Annotated in this window: 16 protein-coding genes; 1 reads left to right on the top strand and 15 read right to left on the bottom strand. The window is 52.1% G+C overall.

Annotated elements, in window-relative coordinates; translation table 11 throughout:
- The first annotated feature begins 30 nt into the window (after positions 1 to 30).
- A complete protein-coding gene (locus SQ11_RS06725) occupies positions 31 to 2,178 on the top strand; it encodes a VanZ family protein (protein WP_041513375.1) in 2,148 nt (715 codons plus the stop codon).
- Here SQ11_RS06725 and SQ11_RS06730 read toward each other — a convergent pair.
- From SQ11_RS06730 to SQ11_RS06800, 15 genes are all read right to left on the bottom strand, one after another.
- Positions 2,142 to 4,004, bottom strand: coding sequence for an HAD family hydrolase (locus tag SQ11_RS06730; protein WP_041513376.1), 1,863 nt, complete (start codon positions 4,002 to 4,004; stop codon positions 2,142 to 2,144). The genes SQ11_RS06725 and SQ11_RS06730 overlap by 37 nt on opposite strands.
- 36 nt (positions 4,005 to 4,040) lie before the next feature.
- The gene (locus SQ11_RS06735; RefSeq protein ID WP_041513377.1) at positions 4,041 to 4,736 is read right to left on the bottom strand and encodes a TylF/MycF/NovP-related O-methyltransferase; all 696 of its coding nucleotides are present in this window, start codon (positions 4,734 to 4,736) and stop codon (positions 4,041 to 4,043) included.
- Between the two features lie 30 nt (positions 4,737 to 4,766).
- Complete coding sequence (locus tag SQ11_RS06740; RefSeq protein WP_041513378.1) at positions 4,767 to 5,708, bottom strand: GNAT family N-acetyltransferase; 942 nt, start codon at positions 5,706 to 5,708, stop codon at positions 4,767 to 4,769.
- Positions 5,705 to 6,667, bottom strand: a complete 963-nt coding sequence (locus SQ11_RS06745; RefSeq protein WP_041513379.1) for a polysaccharide deacetylase — start codon at positions 6,665 to 6,667, stop codon at positions 5,705 to 5,707. Before SQ11_RS06745 ends, SQ11_RS06740 begins: the two co-directional genes overlap by 4 nt.
- Positions 6,668 to 6,772: 105 nt before the next feature.
- Positions 6,773 to 8,707 (bottom strand): XrtA/PEP-CTERM system amidotransferase, encoded by a 1,935-nt coding sequence (locus SQ11_RS06750; RefSeq protein WP_041513380.1) that lies wholly within the window; start codon positions 8,705 to 8,707, stop codon positions 6,773 to 6,775.
- Positions 8,708 to 8,736: 29 nt separating this feature from the next.
- Positions 8,737 to 9,909, bottom strand: coding sequence for a TIGR03088 family PEP-CTERM/XrtA system glycosyltransferase (locus SQ11_RS06755; protein ID WP_041513479.1), 1,173 nt, complete (start codon positions 9,907 to 9,909; stop codon positions 8,737 to 8,739).
- A 16-nt stretch (positions 9,910 to 9,925) separates the two neighbouring features.
- The gene (xrtA, locus tag SQ11_RS06760) at positions 9,926 to 11,512 is read right to left on the bottom strand and encodes an exosortase A (RefSeq protein WP_041513381.1); all 1,587 of its coding nucleotides are present in this window, start codon (positions 11,510 to 11,512) and stop codon (positions 9,926 to 9,928) included.
- A gap of 90 nt (positions 11,513 to 11,602) precedes the next feature.
- Positions 11,603 to 12,778 (bottom strand): TIGR03087 family PEP-CTERM/XrtA system glycosyltransferase, encoded by a 1,176-nt coding sequence (locus SQ11_RS06765; RefSeq protein ID WP_041513382.1) that lies wholly within the window; start codon positions 12,776 to 12,778, stop codon positions 11,603 to 11,605.
- A gap of 4 nt (positions 12,779 to 12,782) precedes the next feature.
- Positions 12,783 to 13,868 (bottom strand): FemAB family XrtA/PEP-CTERM system-associated protein, encoded by a 1,086-nt coding sequence (locus tag SQ11_RS06770; protein WP_041513383.1) that lies wholly within the window; start codon positions 13,866 to 13,868, stop codon positions 12,783 to 12,785.
- A 2-nt stretch (positions 13,869 to 13,870) separates the two neighbouring features.
- Positions 13,871 to 14,713: an XrtA system polysaccharide deacetylase gene (locus SQ11_RS06775; protein ID WP_041513384.1), complete on the bottom strand. Its 843-nt coding sequence runs from the start codon at positions 14,711 to 14,713 to the stop codon at positions 13,871 to 13,873.
- A gap of 146 nt (positions 14,714 to 14,859) precedes the next feature.
- Positions 14,860 to 15,849 carry an XrtA/PEP-CTERM system-associated ATPase gene (locus SQ11_RS06780; protein ID WP_041513385.1) on the bottom strand — a complete coding sequence of 330 codons (990 nt, stop codon included), beginning with the start codon at positions 15,847 to 15,849 and terminating at the stop codon, positions 14,860 to 14,862.
- A gap of 12 nt (positions 15,850 to 15,861) precedes the next feature.
- Positions 15,862 to 17,529, bottom strand: coding sequence for a TIGR03016 family PEP-CTERM system-associated outer membrane protein (locus tag SQ11_RS06785; RefSeq protein ID WP_156972427.1), 1,668 nt, complete (start codon positions 17,527 to 17,529; stop codon positions 15,862 to 15,864).
- A gap of 55 nt (positions 17,530 to 17,584) precedes the next feature.
- Positions 17,585 to 18,514, bottom strand: a complete 930-nt coding sequence (locus tag SQ11_RS06790; RefSeq protein WP_041513387.1) for an XrtA-associated tyrosine autokinase — start codon at positions 18,512 to 18,514, stop codon at positions 17,585 to 17,587.
- Between the two features lie 280 nt (positions 18,515 to 18,794).
- Positions 18,795 to 20,327: an XrtA system polysaccharide chain length determinant gene (locus SQ11_RS06795; protein WP_041513388.1), complete on the bottom strand. Its 1,533-nt coding sequence runs from the start codon at positions 20,325 to 20,327 to the stop codon at positions 18,795 to 18,797.
- A 216-nt stretch (positions 20,328 to 20,543) separates the two neighbouring features.
- A complete protein-coding gene (locus SQ11_RS06800) occupies positions 20,544 to 21,170 on the bottom strand; it encodes an XrtA/PEP-CTERM system exopolysaccharide export protein (RefSeq protein ID WP_041513389.1) in 627 nt (208 codons plus the stop codon).
- Positions 21,171 to 21,550: the final 380 nt, after the last annotated feature.

Consider the following 21,550-nt stretch of genomic DNA (forward strand, 5'->3'; position numbering starts at 1 on the left):
TCCAAGATACTCGATAGAAAACAGAAAAAAATGCGTATTCTGTCAGTGATCGCGGTATTGATTGCCTATGGATCGTTGTATCCCGGCAACTTTTCCACACCGGATGCCGGAGCTGTAAAGCAGTTCCTTACCGACTGGCACTTATTCACTTCCCCCGGCGATCTGTTGGGTAATATTGCGTTGTTTTTCCCGCTCGGAATGGCTGGCATATTATTTGGCTCAAACAGGGGCGATGCCACGATTCGTATCGCCGGCCTACTTTTGTTCGCCTTTGTTTATTCATTTACCCTTCAGTTGGCGCAGGTTTGGCTTCCTTCTCGTTCCGCGGCATTGTCGGATGTGCTCTGGAATATGACAGGTATGCTGTCGGGCATGGCGGCCGCGCATGTGCTAGGAAAACGCTCGCCTGGAAACGCATATCCATTCGATGCTGCGTCGCTGGTACCCCTATTGGTGTTGATACTGTGGCTGCTCACCGAGTTATTGCCATTGGTGCCAACATTCGATTGGCAAAAATTTAAGGATGCGCTGAAGCCACTTCTCCTTGAATCCAACATTTCTTTCCCGGCAGCTGCTATGCATGCGGCCGGAGCACTTGCCGCAGGTAGCGCTTTCATGGCGTTGGGACGACAACCCGCCACATGGCTCGGGAGCGCACTTGCAATGGTGTGGGTGGGTAAGGTTCTTATCGTCAATTTGACTTTGAACGCATCGCTTCTCGCTGGGTCGCTGGCAGGATATGCGGGTTGCCTGGCGCTATCGCGCCTCGGTCGCACCAAATTCTTCGAGGCGGTGTTCTGGTTGCTGCTAATCGCCGGGAGCATCGTCGCCCTAACGCCTTTTTCTCCCGCTTCGGGTGGAACCTTCAATGGCATCCCGTTCGCAACCATGCTGCGGGGGTCCATGGAAACCGGTGCTAGGGGACTGGTCCAGTCATTGTTTATTTACACCGCTTTGCTATGGCTTTTGCAAAGAACCGGGATGGGTATTGTCAAGGCGACGGCGGGGCTGGTGGTATGGTCGTGCTTGATCGAACTGACGCAAATGGGTTTGCTGGGCCGCACCGCGGATGTGACAGAACCTATCCTGTTATTGCTGATTGGTTGGGCATTGTCGAGGATGCAAAAACACGGGAGCTCCCCAAAATGGGACATGGAAGCGCCCGCATCCAAGCCACGCCCCTTAGTTGCAGTTCACCCAACCGCAAGCGGAAAACGCACACTTGCTCTGGTGGCGATCGGGATCGGGATATGCGTGGCGATCGGCTGGTTGGTTATGCGGTCACCCTTGACGCCCTATAATGTGCGCGAACTGATATACCAGGGCCACCCCTTCCGCTCACTGGTACTGCTTGCGGCCCTGTTGTATTGGGCTATGGGTTTTCCGATACTGATTGCGCAATGGCTGGCGCGGGGAGAGCTATACCTGCTGAGCTTTCCGCCCCTGATATTGCTGCATGGTTTGATCGCCTGGCTGCTGCTATGGTCTGCGGTGCCAAGCGAGAGTATTCACGACATCGTCGGTTCCCCCGTTTTGAACTGGCCTTGGGAATGGGAAATACTCGGCCGGTTTCTGGCACTGTTCAGCCTCTGGAGTGTTGCGGCAACGGGGGGAGCCGTTATTGCCGCGCGGCGGTCCCTCTCCGGTGCGAGGAGCGCTCAATCCGCGTTGTTGGGATGGACGATCGGCGCCTGCCTGTTAGTGCCGATATCTTATTACATCGTGGTGAGGGCGGCTTCCACAGACAATCTGGTCGAACTGATGGCCGGCAATGGCAGCGTAAGCGCATTCTTGCTAATCGGCATGGCGATGGCAGGAATTTCATTTGGTGGAACGAAGGCCGCACTGGCGTTGATTCCAGGGACACCAGGGCAAACAAGGACGGTCGCGTGGGTAGTGGCTTCCGGTGCTCTGGCCTATTTGGCGATTTATTTCGGTACGGAACAGGTGATCGTCAAGTATAACCAGGTGTTTTCCGCATTGCAGTTCCTGCTGAGTAGCGATCGCTCACATCTGGCTGGACCGGGGGAGTTGGCGGTGCGATACATCGCACTGTGGAGCGCTCTCATCGCGCTCATTGTGATGGTGCAATATCCGATATGGCGTTGGGCCATACCGGATCGGTGCGAGCCAACCGCGGTTCAATCACTTGCCTCCGACACGCCTGAGCCGGATTGACTTGCGGACAAGGATGCCACGGAAATAAACGTGCAATCGAGTGAGTGAACGCTGAGATCGACACGCAGACCTTTTTCCGGTGTACATGGCTCGAAGTGCAGGCTTTCGAGCACTTGTTGGGCGGGAATATTACGCCCTGTAGGCTCGAAGTTAACCCACAAGCTCTGTGGCTTCTGACTGCTTTGTGAGGCCACCAGGTAGTTGAAGAACGCTTGTTCGATAAATCTTCCCTGCACACGGCAGGAGAGCATAAAGTCCTCGACGCGTATCCCTTGCTCCACGAATCGAACGATGGCGAATCCGACTGCACCGTAGGAACCGAAATTGTCGCTGCAACGAAGAACATATTTCCTGACCTCGTCATCGGCGAGAATCGGCAGTATCTCTTCCCTGGCGTACTTGCGCCCGGAAAAATTTAATTGGTTGGTGCGCTGTACAAGTTCGGAAACACGGTCCAGATCATCGGTCGCATAGGCGTCGATGTAAAGCTTTATCTCGCATGCAGCCAGAAAGCCAAGATAATCCGAGCCAAACTTGGCTGCGCTTTTCTTGCGTACGAATTCTTCTTTGTAAAACTGGCTACGCTTCTTCGCTTCTTCGCTACTTGTTCCCTGATAGCGGGGATCCAGAAAGAGGCGGTCGATGTCGGCCGCATTCACGCAATCGACTCCGACCAATGCCCGGGAAACTTCTTCCAGTTCAAAGGGATTATCATCAATGAAGGCGAAGGTATCCAGACCAATATTGAGCTGTTCCGCTATGATTCTGACGTTTTCACTCTTGGGGAGCCAATTGATCTGGGGATACAGGAAATAATCCGCTATGCCGAGTTCCTCAAGGCGCCGCCACGCGCTTGCCTCGTCATTCTTGCTCGCAATACTGAGCAAGATTCCACGTTCATAAAAAAAGCGCAGCAAGTCGAGGACCTTGGGGCGCAACGATACCGCCTCATTTTCAAGCAGAATTCCATCCCACATCGTATTGTCGAGATCCCATACCACGCACTTTATTTTTGGCGTGCGTGCACTCTGCACGCCTTCAGTCTTGTGGTGAACAACAAAATCGGCGGTAAGGAAAACAACGCGCGAGGCGGTTTCTCCGTCGGGAATAATGGCAATGTCAAATGGAAGACCGCACTCGGTAATCATCGAAAATTGCTCATAGCCGAACTCATGCCGCGAATATCCGGGTGGAAATACGACCGAGGTACGAAATGGCAGGGGAAGCTTCGTGAGTTGCGTTTGTTTACTCACCATACCGCTGGAAATCGACATATTCAACTGCATTCGTATCGGCACCTCTGCCGGGTTGTAAACCTCGAGCAGAAAAAAATCCGGTTTGGACTCCGTGCGGCTTACCCGGTGCATCCAGCGGGCAAAGCGCTCAAGAAGCGCATACTCAAGATACGACCAGCGCATGTCACGCGTCAGCCGGTACATCATCGCACCCACCACGTTGGCAAGTGGCGCAATCGAACCGAGCATGCGTTCGGCCAACAAGGCAGTAGCGGCAGGCAGCATCAGGGTATTGCCTCGAGCTTCGATCTTGCCCCATTGCTTGAATGTAACCTCCGCTCCATAGCCGCGAGCGGACGGAAAGCGCTGGTTACGATACATGCCATAGGTCAGGCGTCTGCAACGTTGATCCGGCCTGCTCTGGTAGAGGTCACAGGTTGCGAAACAGCCAGGGGCGGCGCATTCTATGCAATGCTCACCCCACATGAGCAAGGACATCTTCGCCACACCCTGAACAGGCGTGTAGGGTTGCAGTGGCACGAGGTTCCGATCCACATGCAAATGCATCTCGTATTTATCGAATTCAAACATCGCCCACCGCTAATGTCTTTCCACGACGCTCCATTTTCATCTTAGACGACAGATAAATGATTTTCCAAGTGGGGCATAGTCGAGATAGGGTATGAAGCTCAGGTCTGCTTCCTGCCGCATAAAATCTGCCAGCGCGCGTTGTTCACCCTGTTCAGGATCGCCTTTGTAATTGTAGAAATCATCGAAGCAGATAATGGAACCATTTACGATATATGACCGGATGAAATTGAGTACCTGGACTGTTGAATCATACAAGTCGCAATCGATATAGATGACCGCCGCCTTGCGTCCGGATAATCGCCGATGGGCAGCATCATTCAGACTGTCACTATAAAAACCCTCAACCAGTTCGTACTCGGATGTCCGAATGCCACGGGATGCGAGAATTGCCTCGAATTCCGGGCGGGCGCAGGCAAACTGCCCTTCATACCAAATGTTGTCGGGATGTTTCTCCGTTGCCGGTAAGCCCTGAAATGAATCAAAGCCCCACAGCTTCATATCGTGCCGGCCATAACGCCGCTTCATTCGATGCGCGTAGCCGAAGGTCTTGCCTCGCCATAAGCCAAACTCGAAGTAGTCCCCGGGCACTTCATTGATCTTTGCGAACTCGAAGGCCTGGCTCAGCATCCCGAGTTCGGTCATTCGATTGTCTGATCGACGATCCAATACTTCAACGACACGGGCCACCCACTCGGCATCCACTATCCGCTTTGCGATTCGCTTGATTAACATAACTTTCCACCATCCAGAAGATTGTTCAAATCAGATTCCAAACCGCATCATCTTTTTTACTTTCGACTTAAGCCCAAGCTGATCCAGCTTATCGCCGGCCAGCCTGCTCAGATGATTCACGGCGCTCTGACTATGCAGCAAGAACCTGTTGCGCAGATTGCTGCGCAGGAAAAAAACATTTGCACATTGAACACTATGGGTGGCAAACAGCTTTTTATGTTCTGACTGTCCTTCGGTAAAATCAAAAAAACGAAAAGAACGTTCCTCGAACAGATGCTCCAAGGCAAGCCACTGCAAAATTGTGCCCACTGAAAAATTCATGTAGTCAGGGTCGTATCCGAGGTACGCATAGATCAGGATTTCATTGGAGATGGGGCAATAGAGATACGAGACAGGCTGATCCTGATGAAAAAGGATAAATCCACGGACAAGTCCCTCTTGAGCAAGTCGCTCCATTTCGCGGAGAAACTCTTCTGAATCGGGCAACCCCGCATCGAGCAGTTTTTCCTGGTAGGTGATCCTGGAAACAACGCGGGCAAGCCGAAAGAATTCCGACATTTCCCCAGCTGACTTGTAAACTTTCCAGGAGATGTCGCCGCCGCAATATTCAGCGTACTTCTTGATCTTACGATTGAGGGTTGAACGCGTCTTGGAGGAAAATTTGCTCTTGTAGTCTGCGAATGACTGACGCATATCAATATAATACCGCTGGTGCTGGGAAGAAACATAGCAGAGGTAATTGTCCCGCCTTCGCAATACAGGCTGTTTGCCATTGACGCGCAGCGATCGTACCAGGAAACCTTGACTATTGATTTGAAGCGCGTCGGCTGGCGGCACCGGCTCTGTTACCGGCGGCGTTTCGTCATCAAGGCCCACTTCCCGCACTTGCAACCATAATCGGGACGAAAGCAATGTTTTGTCACCCAGCTGAAGCTTTATGGGGACTTGACGGTAATGCCATCGTTGCTTCACTGGAACCCCCGCCGTAGTCCTTGTTCCAACATTCTGAGGCCCGTTTTCCACATCGGCGAGGTGAGCGGGGCAGGCTGCGAAGCCGCGAGATCCGGGGTCAAACCGCAAAAGCCGCGAACACGAAAACAATCCCGGTGACGATCGAGAAAGGTGCAGAGCTTACGGAAACGAGCCACCACGATATCGTCCGGCCGGTTCATGCTGCCGTTAAGCAGCTCGAAGTTGTGTGAAAGAATAACAAAGGCCTTGTGGCCGGATTCCAGCGCCTGCCAGAGCAACCCTTCCATCTCCCGATATGAGCATGCGGTCACTTGCGCATGCCGCAATGAATGCGCGCCGCCATGGAAGACTGTCATGGGATACTCATACACGCCTTCACACTCGATCGGTTCCACCAGCGGAACATCCGGACTTACCCCGCTGTCCCGTCCAAGCATGCTGGCATTGTAGCTGCTGTCGAAAGCGATGTGGTTGTGGGCGAGTGCCCGCAACGTATCCCTGTTGAAACCGAAACTTCCCGCGCGAAAGGCACTTACGCTTTGACCACCGGCGAGTTCAATCAACTTTGCGCCCGCCTGGATCAGGATCGTTTGTTCCGGCAACGAGAAGTAACGCAGGAGCTGCTTTTTACCGGTGATATTGTCGAGCAGGGGTTCTCTGGATTCATCAACCCATTCGGTATGCAGATGAAGCTGCAATTCCTGGCCACGTTCCCGAACAAGGCCCACGATTTCAGATAGGGGATCCAGCCCAAACCGGGTGGAGAAAAGGGTCTCAACAAAAAACACACCTGTCAGGCCATGTTCCTGTAATTGATCCAACTGGTATGGCAAACCGTAATTGCCTCTTGATGTGGGGCCGTAGATATATCGTTGAAACGCACCCGGAAACTTGGCATCAATGTTGTCCCAACCATCACACCAGATCTCCACGTCAACGGTGAGAAATACGTCCATCATTTTGTTGCAAGTTCCCCGATCATCAATTTGAATCTGTTATACACTGTTTTTCTTACGGCCTGAGGTAATGAGCGCATGCGGTTTCGCTGGCTTGCACATTCATGATCACGCCACCTTGAGATCGCTCTTACGTGAGCCTGAATGCTCCATAGGCAGCACGTTACGCAGAAATGATTCGAACATCAGCAGCGTCCACAGCGGAGCACTATAGTCACGCCTCCCCGACTGATGCTGCTCAAGCATCTCCTTTAGAAAGTCCTGATTGAAGATCCCTGTCTCGGCGAGAACCGGGCCCATCAAAGCATCGTTAACCCTCTGGCGTAGCGGACCGCGAAACCAGCTTGCCAATGGTACCGAAAACCCCATCTTGTCGCGGTAGAGAACATCATTGGGAAGATAGGGTTCCAGAGCCTTTTTGAATACGTATTTGCCTTCCTGCCCATGCAGCTTGAAGGAAACCGGAAGGCCGGATATCCATTCGACCAGTTTATGGTCCAGCAACGGAACGCGTACCTCCAGCGCGTGAGCCATACTGGCGCGATCCACCTTGGTAAGAATGTCGCCCACAAGGTAGGTCTTCATATCCAGGTATTGCACGCGTGACAGGGGATCGTCGACAGGACATTTGTCAGCATGCATGCGTAGAACCTCCACCGCCTGGTACCCTTGGAGATTTCGGCTGAAAGAAGCGCTGAAGAGACGCTGGCGCATTTTGTCCTTCATAATGGAGACGCTGTGAAAATATCCTTCCACGGAATCACGCGCCAGGGCCTCGAAAGTGGATTTTGCACGCAAGACCTTTGGCGCCCAATCGGCCTTGGGGTATAGGCTGCCCAGCAAACCGAACAAAGGTTTTCGGAACCCGAGTGGTAGCATGGATCTCATCCGGTCCTCATACAGATGCCAGCGATAGCGGCGATATCCGGCGAGGTTTTCGTCGCCGCCATCTCCCGACAACGCGACAGTCACACGTTTTCTGGCCAGCTCACAGACCCGGTAGGTGGGCATGGCCGAACTATCGGCAAAGGGCTCGTCATATAAGGAGGCCAGTTTATCCATCAGCTCGAAATCGTCCTGATTCACCTGTTCGACATTATGCTGGGTGTGATAGCGCTCGGCCACTTTTTGCGCGTATTGGGACTCGTTGAAGGCAGGATCTCCAAAAGAGATGGAGCACGTATTGACAGGCTCTCCCATCAGATTGGCCATCATCGCCACCACCGCGCTGGAATCGACCCCGCCGGAAAGAAAAGCTCCCAGCGGCACCTCGGTCATCAGATGAATTTTTACCGATTCGCGCAGCCGGACAATCAGCTCTTCCTGTGCGTCTTGCATGCTGATGGAAGCATGCGGAGTAAAGGGTATGTCCCAGTACTGGCGCAGTCGCGGCATACTTTGGCCGGTCGAAAGTTTCAGCGTATGCGCTGGGGAAAGTTTAAGTGCCTGCCGGAATATCGTTTTGGGCTCCGGGACATAGCCATAAGCAAAGTAATCTTCGATAGCATGGGCATCCATCTCGCGGATGAAATCAGGATGGGCAAGCAGGGCCTTGAGCTCGGAAGCGAAAATAAATGTACCGTCGCCGAGCATGCCATAGTAAAGCGGTTTGATACCGAGCCGGTCACGGGCAAGAAACAGGGTTTCCTGGTTACGATCCCACAAGCCGAAGGCAAACATGCCGCGAAAGCGATCCACGCAATACTCGCCCCACTCTTCCCAGGCGTGAACGATGACCTCGGTATCACAATGCGTGCGGAAAGTGTGACCGAGGGCGGCAAGCTCTGAGGCAAGCTCCTGAAAGTTGTAGATCTCGCCGTTAAAAACCACGACTACACTGCCATCTTCATTGAACAGGGGTTGCTGCCCACTGGAGACATCCATGATCGAAAGGCGACGATGGCCGAAGCCCACCCCAGGCTCCGTGTAGAGTTCTCCTTCATCGGGGCCGCGGTGAATCTGGAGCTGATTCATGCGGCCGAGCACTCGCCGGTCAATTTCACTTTTGCCACGCGTGTCAAACAAGCCAACAATTCCACACATGCTGATTTCCTTTTATTCCGTCCGTTATCCTAAACTTGGGGCCATCGGCGCAAGGCCTTGTCATAGACCTGAAGATAACCTTTGGTCATGGCTTCCATGCTGAAGCTTGCCTCAATCTGCCGCCGCGCCGCTTTGCCGTGCTGGATAACCAGATCGGGATTTCTGTAATATTTCTGTATGGCCGCCATCAGTGCCGACGGCATTTCCGGCGGAACCAGCATCCCGGTAAGCTCCTCTTTTACAAGCTCCACATTTCCCCCGACGCGGGTCGCGACGACTGGCAACCCTGTGGACATGGCTTCCAGAATAGTATTGGAGATGCCTTCGCCCAGCGAGGGGAGTACAAAAAGATCCATGGCGCGCATCAGTTCCGGGATATCGGCACGTTCACCCGGCAACCAGGCAAGGGCTTCTGCACCTGCCTCACGCAGCATGTCGATGCATTCCCGCCTCGAAGTTCCCTCGCCCACGATCAGAAGCCGGAGTTGTTCGCGGGCGGCAGGCTCCTCTTTCAGCAACATCAGGAAAGCCTGGATCAAACTGGGATAATTTTTTACGTTCGCCATTCTTCCAACACTGCCAATGACAAAAGTGTTTTCCGTAAAGAAGCCTTGTGGGCCCGCTCTAAAGAGCGCGCCATCGCGCGGATGAAAACGCAGGCTATCAACACCGTTGTAGATCTGGTTGATACGTTGTGGCGTTGCTCCCACGGTATCAGCGAGCCAGCTTTCCAGATCTCTGCTGACAGCAATAAAATGATCGACGAAAGGACGAATTGCCTTGCGCAACAGATTGTATTTGCGATTTTTACCATACAGATCGAAGATGTCCCGCCCATGCTCGCCATGGATTCTCGCGCGAGCCCCGGCGATTGCGGCAATGACTTGGCCTTCCATCGTGCCGAGATTACGGGTATGTACGATATCCGGTTTCAAACGCCGCAGTGTCCGGAACAAATTAATATAAAGACCAAGATCGTGGCCTTCGCGCTTGTTCAACGCCACGATTTCCACATTTTCCCTGAGAATCCTGCTGCGAAAATCGGAGTAACCCTTGAGGCATACGATAGCGTGCCGGTAACGCTCGGGCGGAATATGATTGATCAGGTTTATAAGACCATTTTCCAGACCCCCAACACCCAGGTGATGAATGACATGGACAATGAGCGGGGGCTGCGCCGTGATGCTCCTTGAAGATTTCACCGGATCTTGCCGGGTACTAGCGCTCCCATGCATTCTGGAGCCCCTTCGTTATCATTGGCATCATGTCATCCACAAAAGCCTGAAGCACTGGAACAGCTTCATCCGGTGTCTCCTCGTAACGCGCCGCAATAATGATTTCCGCCCCATCATCCCCTCTACCCAGGAGTTTATTCCGCGCCAGAATAAACTTAGCCATGTAAGGACTCGCCGTCTTCTCTGCGCCAATCCAATACCACCGCCAGACGAGCAGGCTTGTGGCGGGAGAATGAAGCTGATTCTGCGTGACGGTCATTTGCTGGGAGTCAAGCAGGATCCCGCGTGTATCTTCCTTGATGTTACGCCAATACGATTCCGTTTCCGGTACGAGCAGGTTCTCCGAATTGATCAGTTCTGTTCCCTGCTGCTGGTTTCGATAGTAATTCACGTAAAGATCCACCCCCCGGCCGTGGTTCCGGTAATTTTGCAGAAATTGGGCAGCGGCTCCAATATACTTGGGTCTCCAGTCGGAGAGCTGACTCGCGGTGGCCTCCCATTTTTCCGATACGCCTGGAATTTCAATTTGGGGCGCCGTGCTGCGGGAAAATCTGTTCTCCAGATAAGCTGCGGATACTGGCCAGATAAAGGCTATGGCAAGGACGGCGCTGGTGGTGAGAGCTATGCTCTTCAGTGAACCGTTGCCGCCTTGCTTGACGTCCGGCTTGGATTGGGAAAAAGTCGCGTCAGCAACATCATTCTCGCTATCGTCTTCACGCCAGAACGATCCGATCCAGAATAACAATAGCATCACAAAGCCGAAGAATATCCAGCCGTAAATAAGATGATCGACTCCCACAGCCAGTCGCATGTCGCTCAGATGGCCGGTCATCACAATCATATAGGCGCGAATCCCATTGGCGATAATAGGCACAATCACTGAAAGTGCGATAAACGCCAGACGGCGTTTCAGACTGCGGTATGTCAAATAGGCATAAAGAGTACCCAGCGTGAAAGACGCAATCAGATAGCGCAAACCGCTACAAGCCTCCACCACGGACCAATTTCCGCTCGGGATGGCAAAAAAGCTGCCTTCACGATAAACCGGTATACCGGTCAACTGCAGCGCCCAGATTGTAAAGTCGGCGGTAAAGTCTATGAGGGGAGGGATAAGCGCGTCGCCAAAAGGCACCGCGAGCAAGAGATAGGCCAATGGAAAAGCCAACGCCCATGCCATCCGGGTGCCCAGAATTGCCCAAACCACGGCGGAAATCATCGCTATCAGAAAATATTGCTCAAATACCTGGACGCTGGCAAGCGTTGCCAGCAACCAACTAAAACCCAAGACGGCGAGTACCGCTAGGCCCATCGGGTTGGGCTCTGGGCGAAATGTGCTTAAACGCTTGCGTTGCCCCCAGATCAGATAGGCACTGAAGGGAAAAATGAGGAAGCCATGGGCAAATGTATCGGATCGCTCCCAGATGGATACCATGGACCACGTGGTGTCGTGGTAACCCGCCAGGATTGCGGCGATGGTGGCAAGTGTGAGGAGGGCAGCCCCCTTCAAATGTTGCTGATCCAGCGCTGTGGCCGAATTATGCACAATTTCTTGCGGGGATTGCGCACTCATGCCGCATCTCCCGCAGATTTAAAATGATTCTGCAAATCAACCGAATACGCCTCATCAGCTGAAGGCGCTTGCGGCTGTGAGAGGATCGCGTCAACCCGCGCCAGGCCTTTTTTCCCAGCTGTAGTCCTCCAGAACACGAACTCTTGCGGCACGGCCCATAGCCAGATGCGATTTGCTTTGGAGCAGCGTAATTATCTGATGAGCAAAATCGTCCTCGTTGTCAGCGACCAGCAACTCCCGCCCGGGAAGTGCGCATAGTCCCTCCATTGCTTGGGGAGAGGCGACTACAATTTTTTCCATAGCCATCGCTTCCAACACCTTATTCTGTATCCCTCGGGCAATGCGTAGCGGCGCTACCGCCAAAGACGCATGGGCGAGATAGGGACGTATATCCGGTACCGAGCCGGTTACGGCGACCCCGGGAAGGGTGGCGAGTGCCAGCACGTTTGCGGTCGGCCGCGCGCCAACGATATGGAATTCAACATCGGGCACGCCTGCACGGATTACAGGGAAGATGGCGCGCGCAAACCAGTCTACGGCATCGACATTAGCCCAGTAATCCATAGCTCCGGTAAAAACCAGAATGTTGCTGCCGGCGGCGTAGGGGCTGGCGTAAACAACTTGTGGAGAAAAGTAGTCCGCATCGACGCCATTGTTGAAGTAAGTGACTTTTGTTGCAGCCTCCGGCGCAAGCCGCTTGAATAAATCGGCCTCCGCCTCGGAAACGAAAGCCGCACCATCAAACTCTTTGGCGACCTGTTTTTCATAGCTGAGCAGTAGTCTCGATTCGCGCCGATATATCCAATCCATCGGCCAAGTTTTGGTGGCTGCGTATTGCATCCATTTGTCTGAATCGATATCCACAAAATCGATTATCCGGCGTGCGGGTGCGGCATGGCTCACATATTGCGCCATACCCGAGGAAAAGATCAGAATATTCCTGATAGATCTTGTTTCGAGAATATTATTTACCCATGCCTGCAAGCCCTTGTCCCGATAATAGGGCAAGGTAAGGGGCTGCCGGAAAAGCAGGCCGCCCAGGCTACGCAAGCGCGCGACTTTCGGGGATAGATTGACGAAGCAGGTCTCGCCACAGAGATCCTTGACTTTACCAAGGTAGTTCCAGTCTTTCTCGTTATCGATAAAGGTACCGAGATGAACACGATAGTGCTGACTCAAATACTTCAGCAAGTGATAAGAACGTATTTTGTCACCCTTGTCCGGTGGATAAGGGATGCGGTGGACGAGATAAAGAAGTTCCCGCATGAATCTAGCCCAGATTCTTCACGATATAAGGACCCACAAGATTGGCAACCGGTAGAGGCAACTTCTGCCAGGCCTTGATGAAAATCTGATATTTGGGATTGAGAGGGTTATGATCAGGCACTGATCCCGCACGGTGCAACTGATATTCGTAATGCAGCGATTGTGGCTCGAATCCCCAATTCTTCTTGAAATCGTAAGAGCCGGTATTACGCTTGCTGCGTCCGAAGTCAAAAGTTTTAACCCCTCTCTCACAAGCACGCCGCATCAGTTCCCAGTACATGAAGTCGTTTCCCGCTACCTCCCTTGCTTCGCCCGTGCCACCTCCGTAATAAGGCAATACCTCATCACGGAAATAAAAGCTCATTACGCCGCTGACGGTGCGCCCTTCCTTTAGAACGACCATAAGTTCGCAATCTTTAGCAAAGGTTTCCTTGAGAAGCCGGAAATATTTCCTGGAAAAGACCGGAGTACCCAAACGGTGCACGCTTGCAGAATAGGCGAAGAAAAAACGCTCAGTATCCTCATCTATGATACTTTCCAATCCGGCCTTGATACCCTTGCGTACCATCGCGCGCTGCTTGCGCGGGATGGCTTGCATGTTCTGCTCTACTTCCGGATCTATGCCTTTGCGGAAGGTCACATAGAGATCCTTGGTTGGCCAATCCGGGTGCTGCACTCCCAGGTTGCGGTATTCGAGATAGTCAACTTTCAGCCGCGTAGCGAGCGACTGGGCGGCGTGGTCCAGGGCAATCCGGCTGGATTCCGAAATTGCGGCGATGCCACCATAGACACAAAACGGAAGTGAGCTTAAACAATGACCAAAAAGCCGGCTATTGATTTCCGCCAATGGCAGTACTGCTTGTATTTCCCCTTCGGATTCCGCGTAGAGATACCAGGTTTTGTGGCCCAGCGCACGTTCGATGACTGTTTTCCACCCGGCGCGATGGAAGAACGTGGCTTCGGGACAAGCGGACACGAATTCATCCCATCTTTCGGCATCCTGCGGTTGAAAGGCATGAACAACCGGCGTACCGGTCTGGCGGAAGGAAATGTTGCGATCTTCCTGAAACGCGTCAATGATGCTGCTCATGCTTATTCCAGAAAGATCCGATCCACGCGATCCCATCGGAAGTCACGCGTCAAAGCCTTGATCCGCTCCTCCATACGATGAAGATTGTAATAATGGCGGAAGCGCGTTTTCATGCTGATACCCTGCTGACGGGGCTGCTTATGATCTATCTCCCAGGGGTGGAAATAAAAGATGGCGGAACGGTGCTCCAGATGATTCAACCTTTGCAGGAACCACCGCGAAACCGGGTAGGGCCAGAGCCGGAAATAGCCTCCGCCGCCGGCGGGAAAATTCCGTTTGAACAGACGCATGGTAGTAATGGGCAATTCCAGCAACCCATGATGGGTGCGCGGATGGTGGGCAAAGCGGGGAGCCTCCGGCATGCCGTAATGATCATGCTGGATGGGATAAATACTGGAGCTGTAGCGGTAGCCGGCTTCTTCAAGTATATCCAGCGCCCATAGATTATGACGCCCGATGGAAAAGCTCGGCGCACGGTAGCCCAGTACCGCGTGACCGCCAATGTCTTCCAGAATGGCTTTGCTTCGAACGACATCCTCACGGAATTCATGAGGTTCCTGATCCGAGACCCGATGATGAGCCCATCCATGGCTGGCAAGCTCGTGACCGTTTGCGACGATGCGCTTGACCATGTCAGGGTGACGGTCAGCGATCCACCCCAGTGTGAAGAAAGTTGCTTTTGCACCTTCTTCATCCAGCAAGGAGAGTATGCGATCGATATTGGATTCCACCCGGCAGAATATGGATGTCCACGATTCCCTCGAAATATGGGGGGCAAATGCGGAAACCTGAAAATAGTCTTCCACATCGACAGTCATCGCATTGCGTATTGGCGCTGTAGTCATTTAACCATCCTCGCATAGTGCGAACCATCGGTTCCCCACTTAGGCTCGCAAGCCATTCCTACCTGCCCGTAAATCGCCTCCACAGTTCTCGCCCGCTGACTGGCCATGATGGCTAGCCAAGTTGACGCCTCACCTTAGTATGCACATTAGCCCTTGTTTTTCCGAATATTCTTGTTTACGTTGGCCAAGGACAGGACCTGCTTGAGCAGTTCCGCCAACGAAACAACGGATTCCTCCAGCTTGACAATCCGGTCATCCATATTCTCCAAGCTGGCGAAAGCCTCTTCTTTCTTCAGCCCGGACGCGATATCGGCTTCCGACAGATGAAACTCCTGCTGTATATCGCAAATGACTTCATTGACTTCCGAACTACCGAACTCGTGCAATTGCTCCAGGCAGCCCATCAGCAAAAGGCGGTCACACAATGTATTGATCTTGCGAGGAATGCCGCCGGTATAATCGTAGATAGCGGCGAAGGCAGCTTCATCAAACGATGGGTCTCCGTGCCAGCCCGCGGTATTCAGTCTATGTTCGATATAGGATCGTGTTTCTGATAAATCCATGGGCCCAAGGTGATAGGTGGCAGTCACTCTTTGCCGTAACTGCTGCATGTCCCCGCTAAGCAGAGTTTTCCTGAACTCCGGCTGACCTAGCAGAAATGTCTGCAGCAGTGGCTTGTCGTCTGTTTGAAAATTGGAAAGCATTCTCAACTCTTCCACAGTGCGGGGAGAAAGATTCTGCGCCTCATCGACTACCAGAAGCGCGCGTTTCCCTTGCTGATCACATTGACGAAAAAATTGTTCGAGCCCTATCAAGAGCGAAGCCTTACCGGAGTTTTCGTAAGGCAACCCAAAAGCGGCAGCCACCATTCTCAGGGTATCGTCCGAGTCCAGATGAGTATTGACTATTTGCGCGGCAAGGATATTCTCGGATTCCAGCGTACGAAAAAGATTGCGTACCAGTGTCGTCTTGCCTGCACCCACTTCCCCGGTAATGACAATAAAGCCTTCACCCTGCGAAAGCCCATATTCAAGATAGGCCATGGCACGTTTATGGCCCTTGCTGCCAAAGAAAAAACTCGGGTCGGGTCGCAATTGAAATGGTTTGACCCTGAAACCATAATATGATCCGTACATTCGTCTCTGCCCCTAGAAGCTCATGTTTAGGGAAGCGATAACAGCATTCTCGCGATAATTCGCTCCAGGCTGATTGGAATCCCGCTGGACATGCCGGAATTCAATCATGCCATTCACAGCGGGCTGAGCCTGGAATTGCCTTGTCAGGCTAACCCTGCCAATCTTGTAATCGTCTTCTCTGCCGGTAGTGAGGAAGGCAAATCTTGTGAACCCCAAATTGACATTAGCCCTGGTGAGCGCGGTAATGCGATGAGTCCATAGCGCATTGACTCCGCTTTGCCTGGTGTGATTAAACAGCGCTGCGTTCGCCCCAAGGAGATCGGCATCCTCTGACTCCGGCGAGAATGCCCTGCGTGTCATATTGAACGCCCTTAACAACAGCGTATTTGATAAACCGTTGAAGGCAATGGAAGCCTGGAAACGTTTCTGCAAAAAAAGGCGATTCGTAAAAAAATTAGTGGGATCGAGGAAAGAGCCTGTACCAGAAAACCCCGGATCGGAACCACCTATGCCGCCGCCACCTATCCCGCCTATGCCGCCTATGCCGCCACCACCTATCCCGCCTATCCCGCCGCCGCCTATGCCGCCGCCACCTATGCCACCAATACCGCCTATGCCACCTATGCCACCAACACCGCCTATGCCGCCTGCGCCAGCCTGCTGGTTGAACGTCGTGATATTTTCATTATAGCTTGCGTTCCATTCGGTAAGGCGAGTGCGGTGATTGGCCAACACGAAGTAGGTATCGCCAAAAAATCTTTGACCGGCAGTCGCCACAATATTCGTTCTCTCGTCCGGTATCCATGTAAAGCCTACTGTCCACGTAGGACTTGAGGGACTCCCCCGAATTGAAATGAAACTGTTGCTCTCATAGCCCCCGGTTGCGGTCAGTCCGAATCGGGGCGTAACCATATAGCGAGCATTGGCGATAGACCGTTCCAATTCGACTGTCCGGCCGGTTCGGTCAAACGTAATGATTTGTTTATCATAATTCGCGCCCCAGCTGAATGTCCTGAAAGCATCGCCGCTATTGAGATTCGCCTGGAAAGAGTCCCTGTGACTGTTTCGAAGCGCATTTGCACTCGATTCAACAATGCCATAAGTGTAACGGAGCTGTGCTGTAGCAATATCCTGGAAACGGTGGCGCAGATAAGGGCTTATAGTATAAGTTCTTACATCAGCCCTGTTGCCCGTGACATTGACATTGTCGAGCCCCTGCGGACCCAATAAGGAAGCATTTTGCTGTGTCATCATGGCTCTTCCATCCACGAAGAACAAATTTTCGATCAATTCAGTCGTGCCCATGACATTGAATTGATGCCTTATCCTGCTTAAGCTGCTTTGATCAGCATAGATGAGGTTATTCATGGTGTAATCAGCAATGAAATTAAAACGGCGTCCTACGCCACTCACCAAGATGCCAGGATTGATCTGAGTCACGAAATCGGCCCTGGCGTCGGCCTCCGGTCTCAATCTAATATTGTCGGAGTATGTTTCCCTCAAACTCATGCGCGGAATGACTCTCCATCCACCCCCCAAGGCCCCGGCGGGCGCATTGGTGCCCTGAAACAACTGGCCTTGGGCACCCTGCCGGGCCTGCTGGAGCTGCTGAGCCTGCTGACCCTGCTGAGCCTGCTGGCCTTGCGTCTGTGCATAGGAATAGGATGACAGTAACAACATGGCCACTGCGGCAAAGCAAGTGGCCGGGACTAATCCTCTATGGCATGCCTGAACCTCAGGCACTTTCATGGTAGTAATAGCCGTAATATTCTCCACCGGAGAATGATCTGGCCTTGTTGTAGATCAAATTCACCACATCACACGACTCGATCTGCCTGAGCATTTCCTTGACGGCCTGTTGTGAAGTCGTTTCAGCTTCCACCACCACGACAATCTGACCCATTTGGCTTGCCAATACACGCGCTTCGCTGGTTAACAGCAGCGGGGGAGAATCAAAGATGACAATGCGATCGGCGTAACGTTGCGCAAGCTCCTTCAATAGCGTTTCCATGCTTTGGCTTGCCAGCAACTCGGTAGAATGAGAATGCCGCGTCCCCGCCGTGAGGAGGGTGAGTTTCTCGACATTGGTTTTTATCAGGACATCCGCTAATTTGAGTTTTTCATCGAGAAGAATATCCATCAGGCCTCTTTCTGTACCCAATCCGAGAATCTTGGGCACAGTGGGACGGGCTACATCGGCATCCACCAGAAGAACCCGGCGGTCCATTTCCATGGCGATGCTCATCGCCAGGTTGACCGTACAAAAGCTTTTACCTTCCCCCGCAAGCGCACTGGTAACCATAATCAAGTTGCCATTCTTGATCATGCCCGCGCCCTGATTGAACGCGTTGGTGAGCAAGGGCCTTTTGATCACGCGGAATTGCTCCGCAACTTGTGTTCTTCCTTCATCGGGCGTGACGATGCCGTATTGACGCATCTTGGCGAGGTTGAGTGTAATTCGTTTCGATGTCGAGGCCGAGGCAGAAGGCGGAACAGGATTGGGTGAAAAACTTTGGCTAATCTCTTCCTCGGGGGTATCGTTTGCGCTCGAATGTTTCTGGCCCGAATTTACCAAGGTACTGGAGGGCCCTTGCGGCGGCGTTTGCCTAGCGCCGACCTTTCCTTCTTTTTCAAGCTTACCTGCAGCTCTTTCAATAATGCTCACGCTTTCTCCAATAGTGTTGAATGAAAGTTGCCGAAATGCAGTTATCTATAATGCTTTCCGGATACCCGCAAATGGAAACAAATGATCGCCCGGACTTTGTGAACCGGAATAAATCGTTGAATCCCGGGAAACCTCATTTGACTGACAGAGACTGATGCGACGAAACGATATCGTTGTTCATTTACCCTTAGCGACAAAGACTTAGTATAGACGTTTCTTGCGATAATAAATCTTCATACGTCTCAAAAGTTTGTGGGGGCGTCAATTTACAAAACCTGGCTCAAACCATCTTTGCCATTAAGGTGCCGTATAAGCCCAGCAAGGATAGCAAAGAGAGACCAAAGGCATAGAGCCGCTTTCTGCTCTTTACTTTCTCTTGATCCGTCCAGATCATGGGTACCGAACCCAGGATCGGTCTGCCGGTTATTTCGCGCAGGCTCGCCTGACTGTGGAATGTGGGCCGGACCTGGCTGATGACAAATGCTATCCCAATCCCGGCTAGCAGGGAACCTAAAAACACTAGAGAAAACAGCTTGCTGCGATCCGGTCCCACCGGCCGGTCAGATACTGTCGGCGGATCGATGATCCGGAATGACATCAAATCGGTGGCGGAACCCAATTCGCCTGATATCTTCGCGGATTCACGACGTTCAAGAAGCTTCTCATAATTGGATTTATTCACCTGATAATCACGATTGAGTTGAGCAAGTTCCGCCTCCACCTGAGGCACCGCATTGCTCAGCGACCTTAAACGATTGTACCGGGCGGTATACTCTTCCACCCGAGCCCTCATGGATGCCACATCGGCTTCAGCTTCCGCCAAGGCAACGTTAAGCTGCTGCAGCATGGGACTATAGTTTTTCCCGGGATCGCCGGTGTTTCTTACCACCAGTTTGGCCTCTTCCTTCTTGCGCTCCTCAAGTTGGGCAATCAGGCGCTTGGTAGAAATAATATCAGGATGCAGTTCTGTAAAATTCAGCCGCAGCGCATCCAGATTCTTGTTCAATGCAGTAATTCGGGAATCAAGCTCTACATTGACTATGGATGAGGGGGATGTCTCACTCTGATCCACCATCATAACGGGCTCATCCCCGGTAATCTGCCTCTTGATCGCATCGCGGGCATGCTCGGCTTCCCGTAATTCCAGCCTGGTTTTGTTGAGATCCTCGGTAGCCGCAGATAACTGAGAATAATAATCACCACCTTGCTGCGGCATCATTCCTATATTCTTTTGCTTAAATGCTTTAAGGTTATTTTCCCCCGCTATCAGCTTTTCCTCATAACTCTGGATCTGCTCATCAATAAAACGGAGTGCGGCGGAAGAATCCTGTCTTTTGTCTCCCAGTCCCCCTTCGACAAAAATGGTGAGTAACGATTGAACGACGTCCTTGGCGAGCCGTGGATTCTGATTGTTATAATGAATTGTGAACAGGTTATCGCGGCCGGTTGTCCCGAGCTTGATTTTTTCCATGAGTTCCTTGACAAGCGCCTCCTGATCTTTCGCATCCTTGACTTTAATATCCAGATCAACCATGCGGACAACCCTCTCCACATTGGGACGGCTAATCAGTGTACGGCTCATAATGGAAACCTGCTGTTGCAGATCAGGAGAAATCGTCATGCCTGCCATCAGCGGCTTCAGGACATTCTGGGTATCCACGTAAATTCTGGCTGATGCCTGGTAATCGTCAGGCAGCTTATAAACAATAACCCATCCGGCAATCGCTACAACCCAGGCGGCAATTACCGAGATCCAGCGATATTTCCATATCCCCTTCAGATAAACAAGCAGTTGGGTAGTCAGTTCTTCCATTTTGTCGAATGTTCCCTGGAAGTGCTATTGCCGGTTTTTGCAACGATGGAATTTTTGGAGGCCTATTTGCGCCGCCACGTTTAAAGGTAAAGAAACTAATTTCTTATCCATGATTATCTTCTCGCCCGCATCCTCGATTGCGAAATGGAGCAGGACCCGATCTTTTTATACGCCATATATGAAATGGATCTAAGGAGGGGGTCTATGCGCCGGAAATCAGAAGAAGCTCTCTGGTATGACTAAAACGTCACCCTGACGCATGGGGACATTAGCCGAGATATCACCGTCTCTGATCAGATCGTTCAAGCGGACACTAAATTGTTGCTGTTTCCCATCCACGTTACGAATGATTCTCGCTTTGTTGCCGGCTGCAAAATCCGTTATGCCGCCCACTGCAATCAAAACATCCATGAGCGTCATTTCTTCGCGATAAGGAAGCGCCTGGGGTCTGGCCGCCTCGCCGATGACGCGAATTTGCTCGGTATACGGTCCGACAAACCCTGTCACAACAACTGTTACGACAGGCTGCTGAATATACTTGGATAATGCTTCTTCAATGTCACGAGCCAACTGTGTGGATGTTTTCCCGCTGGCCGGCAGATCTTCCACCAGAGGCGTAGTGATTTTTCCATCGGGACGAACCGGTACCGTCATGGAGACTTCCGGATTGCGCCAGACAATGATATCCACGGTATCGCCCGGTCCTATCAAATAATCGTGCGCAATATGCTTTTCCTCGGGAGACAGGGGCGGATATGTTTTGCAACCGCCCAGGACAAGCATAGGAAACACGATCGCAAAACAGGTCAGCCATTTCGTGGTATTGATATGGAGAGTGTTCACTGAATTTCCTTTTGTTGTTTATTGAAGATGCGTCGGATCATGCGGGCGACCAACGATAATTAAAGATGCAATAAGTAGATATCTGTGTCAAGACAGCGTCAATCCAAACTCTTTTTAACGTATGTCACGGAATCTAAGATCTTTAATGTGCGCCATAATAGCATTTTTATATCAACGCGCTTCAGAATCGGAAAAGATTATCCTCAAGGTGAAACCCCACCGCATAAGCAAATCAGTCAAATTGAGTGATTTGTTTTGAGTTACATGTCCGCATCGTATCAACTTCAGCGGCATGAGCAAATAGGACTTTAGTACAATCTTAGTGAAACCCGCGTTCGGTAAGCCGGACGGACCCACCAGATTACTTGGGATATTTTTTC

It is taken from the genome of Nitrosospira sp. NpAV (genome assembly GCF_000832065.1).
GTDB lineage: Bacteria > Pseudomonadota > Gammaproteobacteria > Burkholderiales > Nitrosomonadaceae > Nitrosospira.

What these genes read in the sequence shown, in the direction of transcription:
- SQ11_RS06725 (WP_041513375.1), top strand. Translation starts at nt 31, where the DNA reads ATGCGTATTCTGTCAGTGATCGCGGTATTGATTGCCTATGGATCGTTG.
- SQ11_RS06730 (WP_041513376.1), bottom strand. Translation starts at nt 4,004, where the DNA reads ATGTTTGAATTCGATAAATACGAGATGCATTTGCATGTGGATCGGAAC.
- SQ11_RS06735 (WP_041513377.1), bottom strand. Translation starts at nt 4,736, where the DNA reads ATGTTAATCAAGCGAATCGCAAAGCGGATAGTGGATGCCGAGTGGGTG.
- SQ11_RS06745 (WP_041513379.1), bottom strand. Translation starts at nt 6,667, where the DNA reads ATGATGGACGTATTTCTCACCGTTGACGTGGAGATCTGGTGTGATGGT.
- SQ11_RS06750 (WP_041513380.1), bottom strand. Translation starts at nt 8,707, where the DNA reads ATGTGTGGAATTGTTGGCTTGTTTGACACGCGTGGCAAAAGTGAAATT.
- xrtA (WP_041513381.1), bottom strand. Translation starts at nt 11,512, where the DNA reads ATGAGTGCGCAATCCCCGCAAGAAATTGTGCATAATTCGGCCACAGCG.
- SQ11_RS06765 (WP_041513382.1), bottom strand. Translation starts at nt 12,778, where the DNA reads ATGCGGGAACTTCTTTATCTCGTCCACCGCATCCCTTATCCACCGGAC.
- SQ11_RS06770 (WP_041513383.1), bottom strand. Translation starts at nt 13,868, where the DNA reads ATGAGCAGCATCATTGACGCGTTTCAGGAAGATCGCAACATTTCCTTC.
- SQ11_RS06775 (WP_041513384.1), bottom strand. Translation starts at nt 14,713, where the DNA reads ATGACTACAGCGCCAATACGCAATGCGATGACTGTCGATGTGGAAGAC.
- SQ11_RS06780 (WP_041513385.1), bottom strand. Translation starts at nt 15,849, where the DNA reads ATGTACGGATCATATTATGGTTTCAGGGTCAAACCATTTCAATTGCGA.
- SQ11_RS06785 (WP_156972427.1), bottom strand. Translation starts at nt 17,529, where the DNA reads ATGTTGTTACTGTCATCCTATTCCTATGCACAGACGCAAGGCCAGCAG.
- SQ11_RS06795 (WP_041513388.1), bottom strand. Translation starts at nt 20,327, where the DNA reads ATGGAAGAACTGACTACCCAACTGCTTGTTTATCTGAAGGGGATATGG.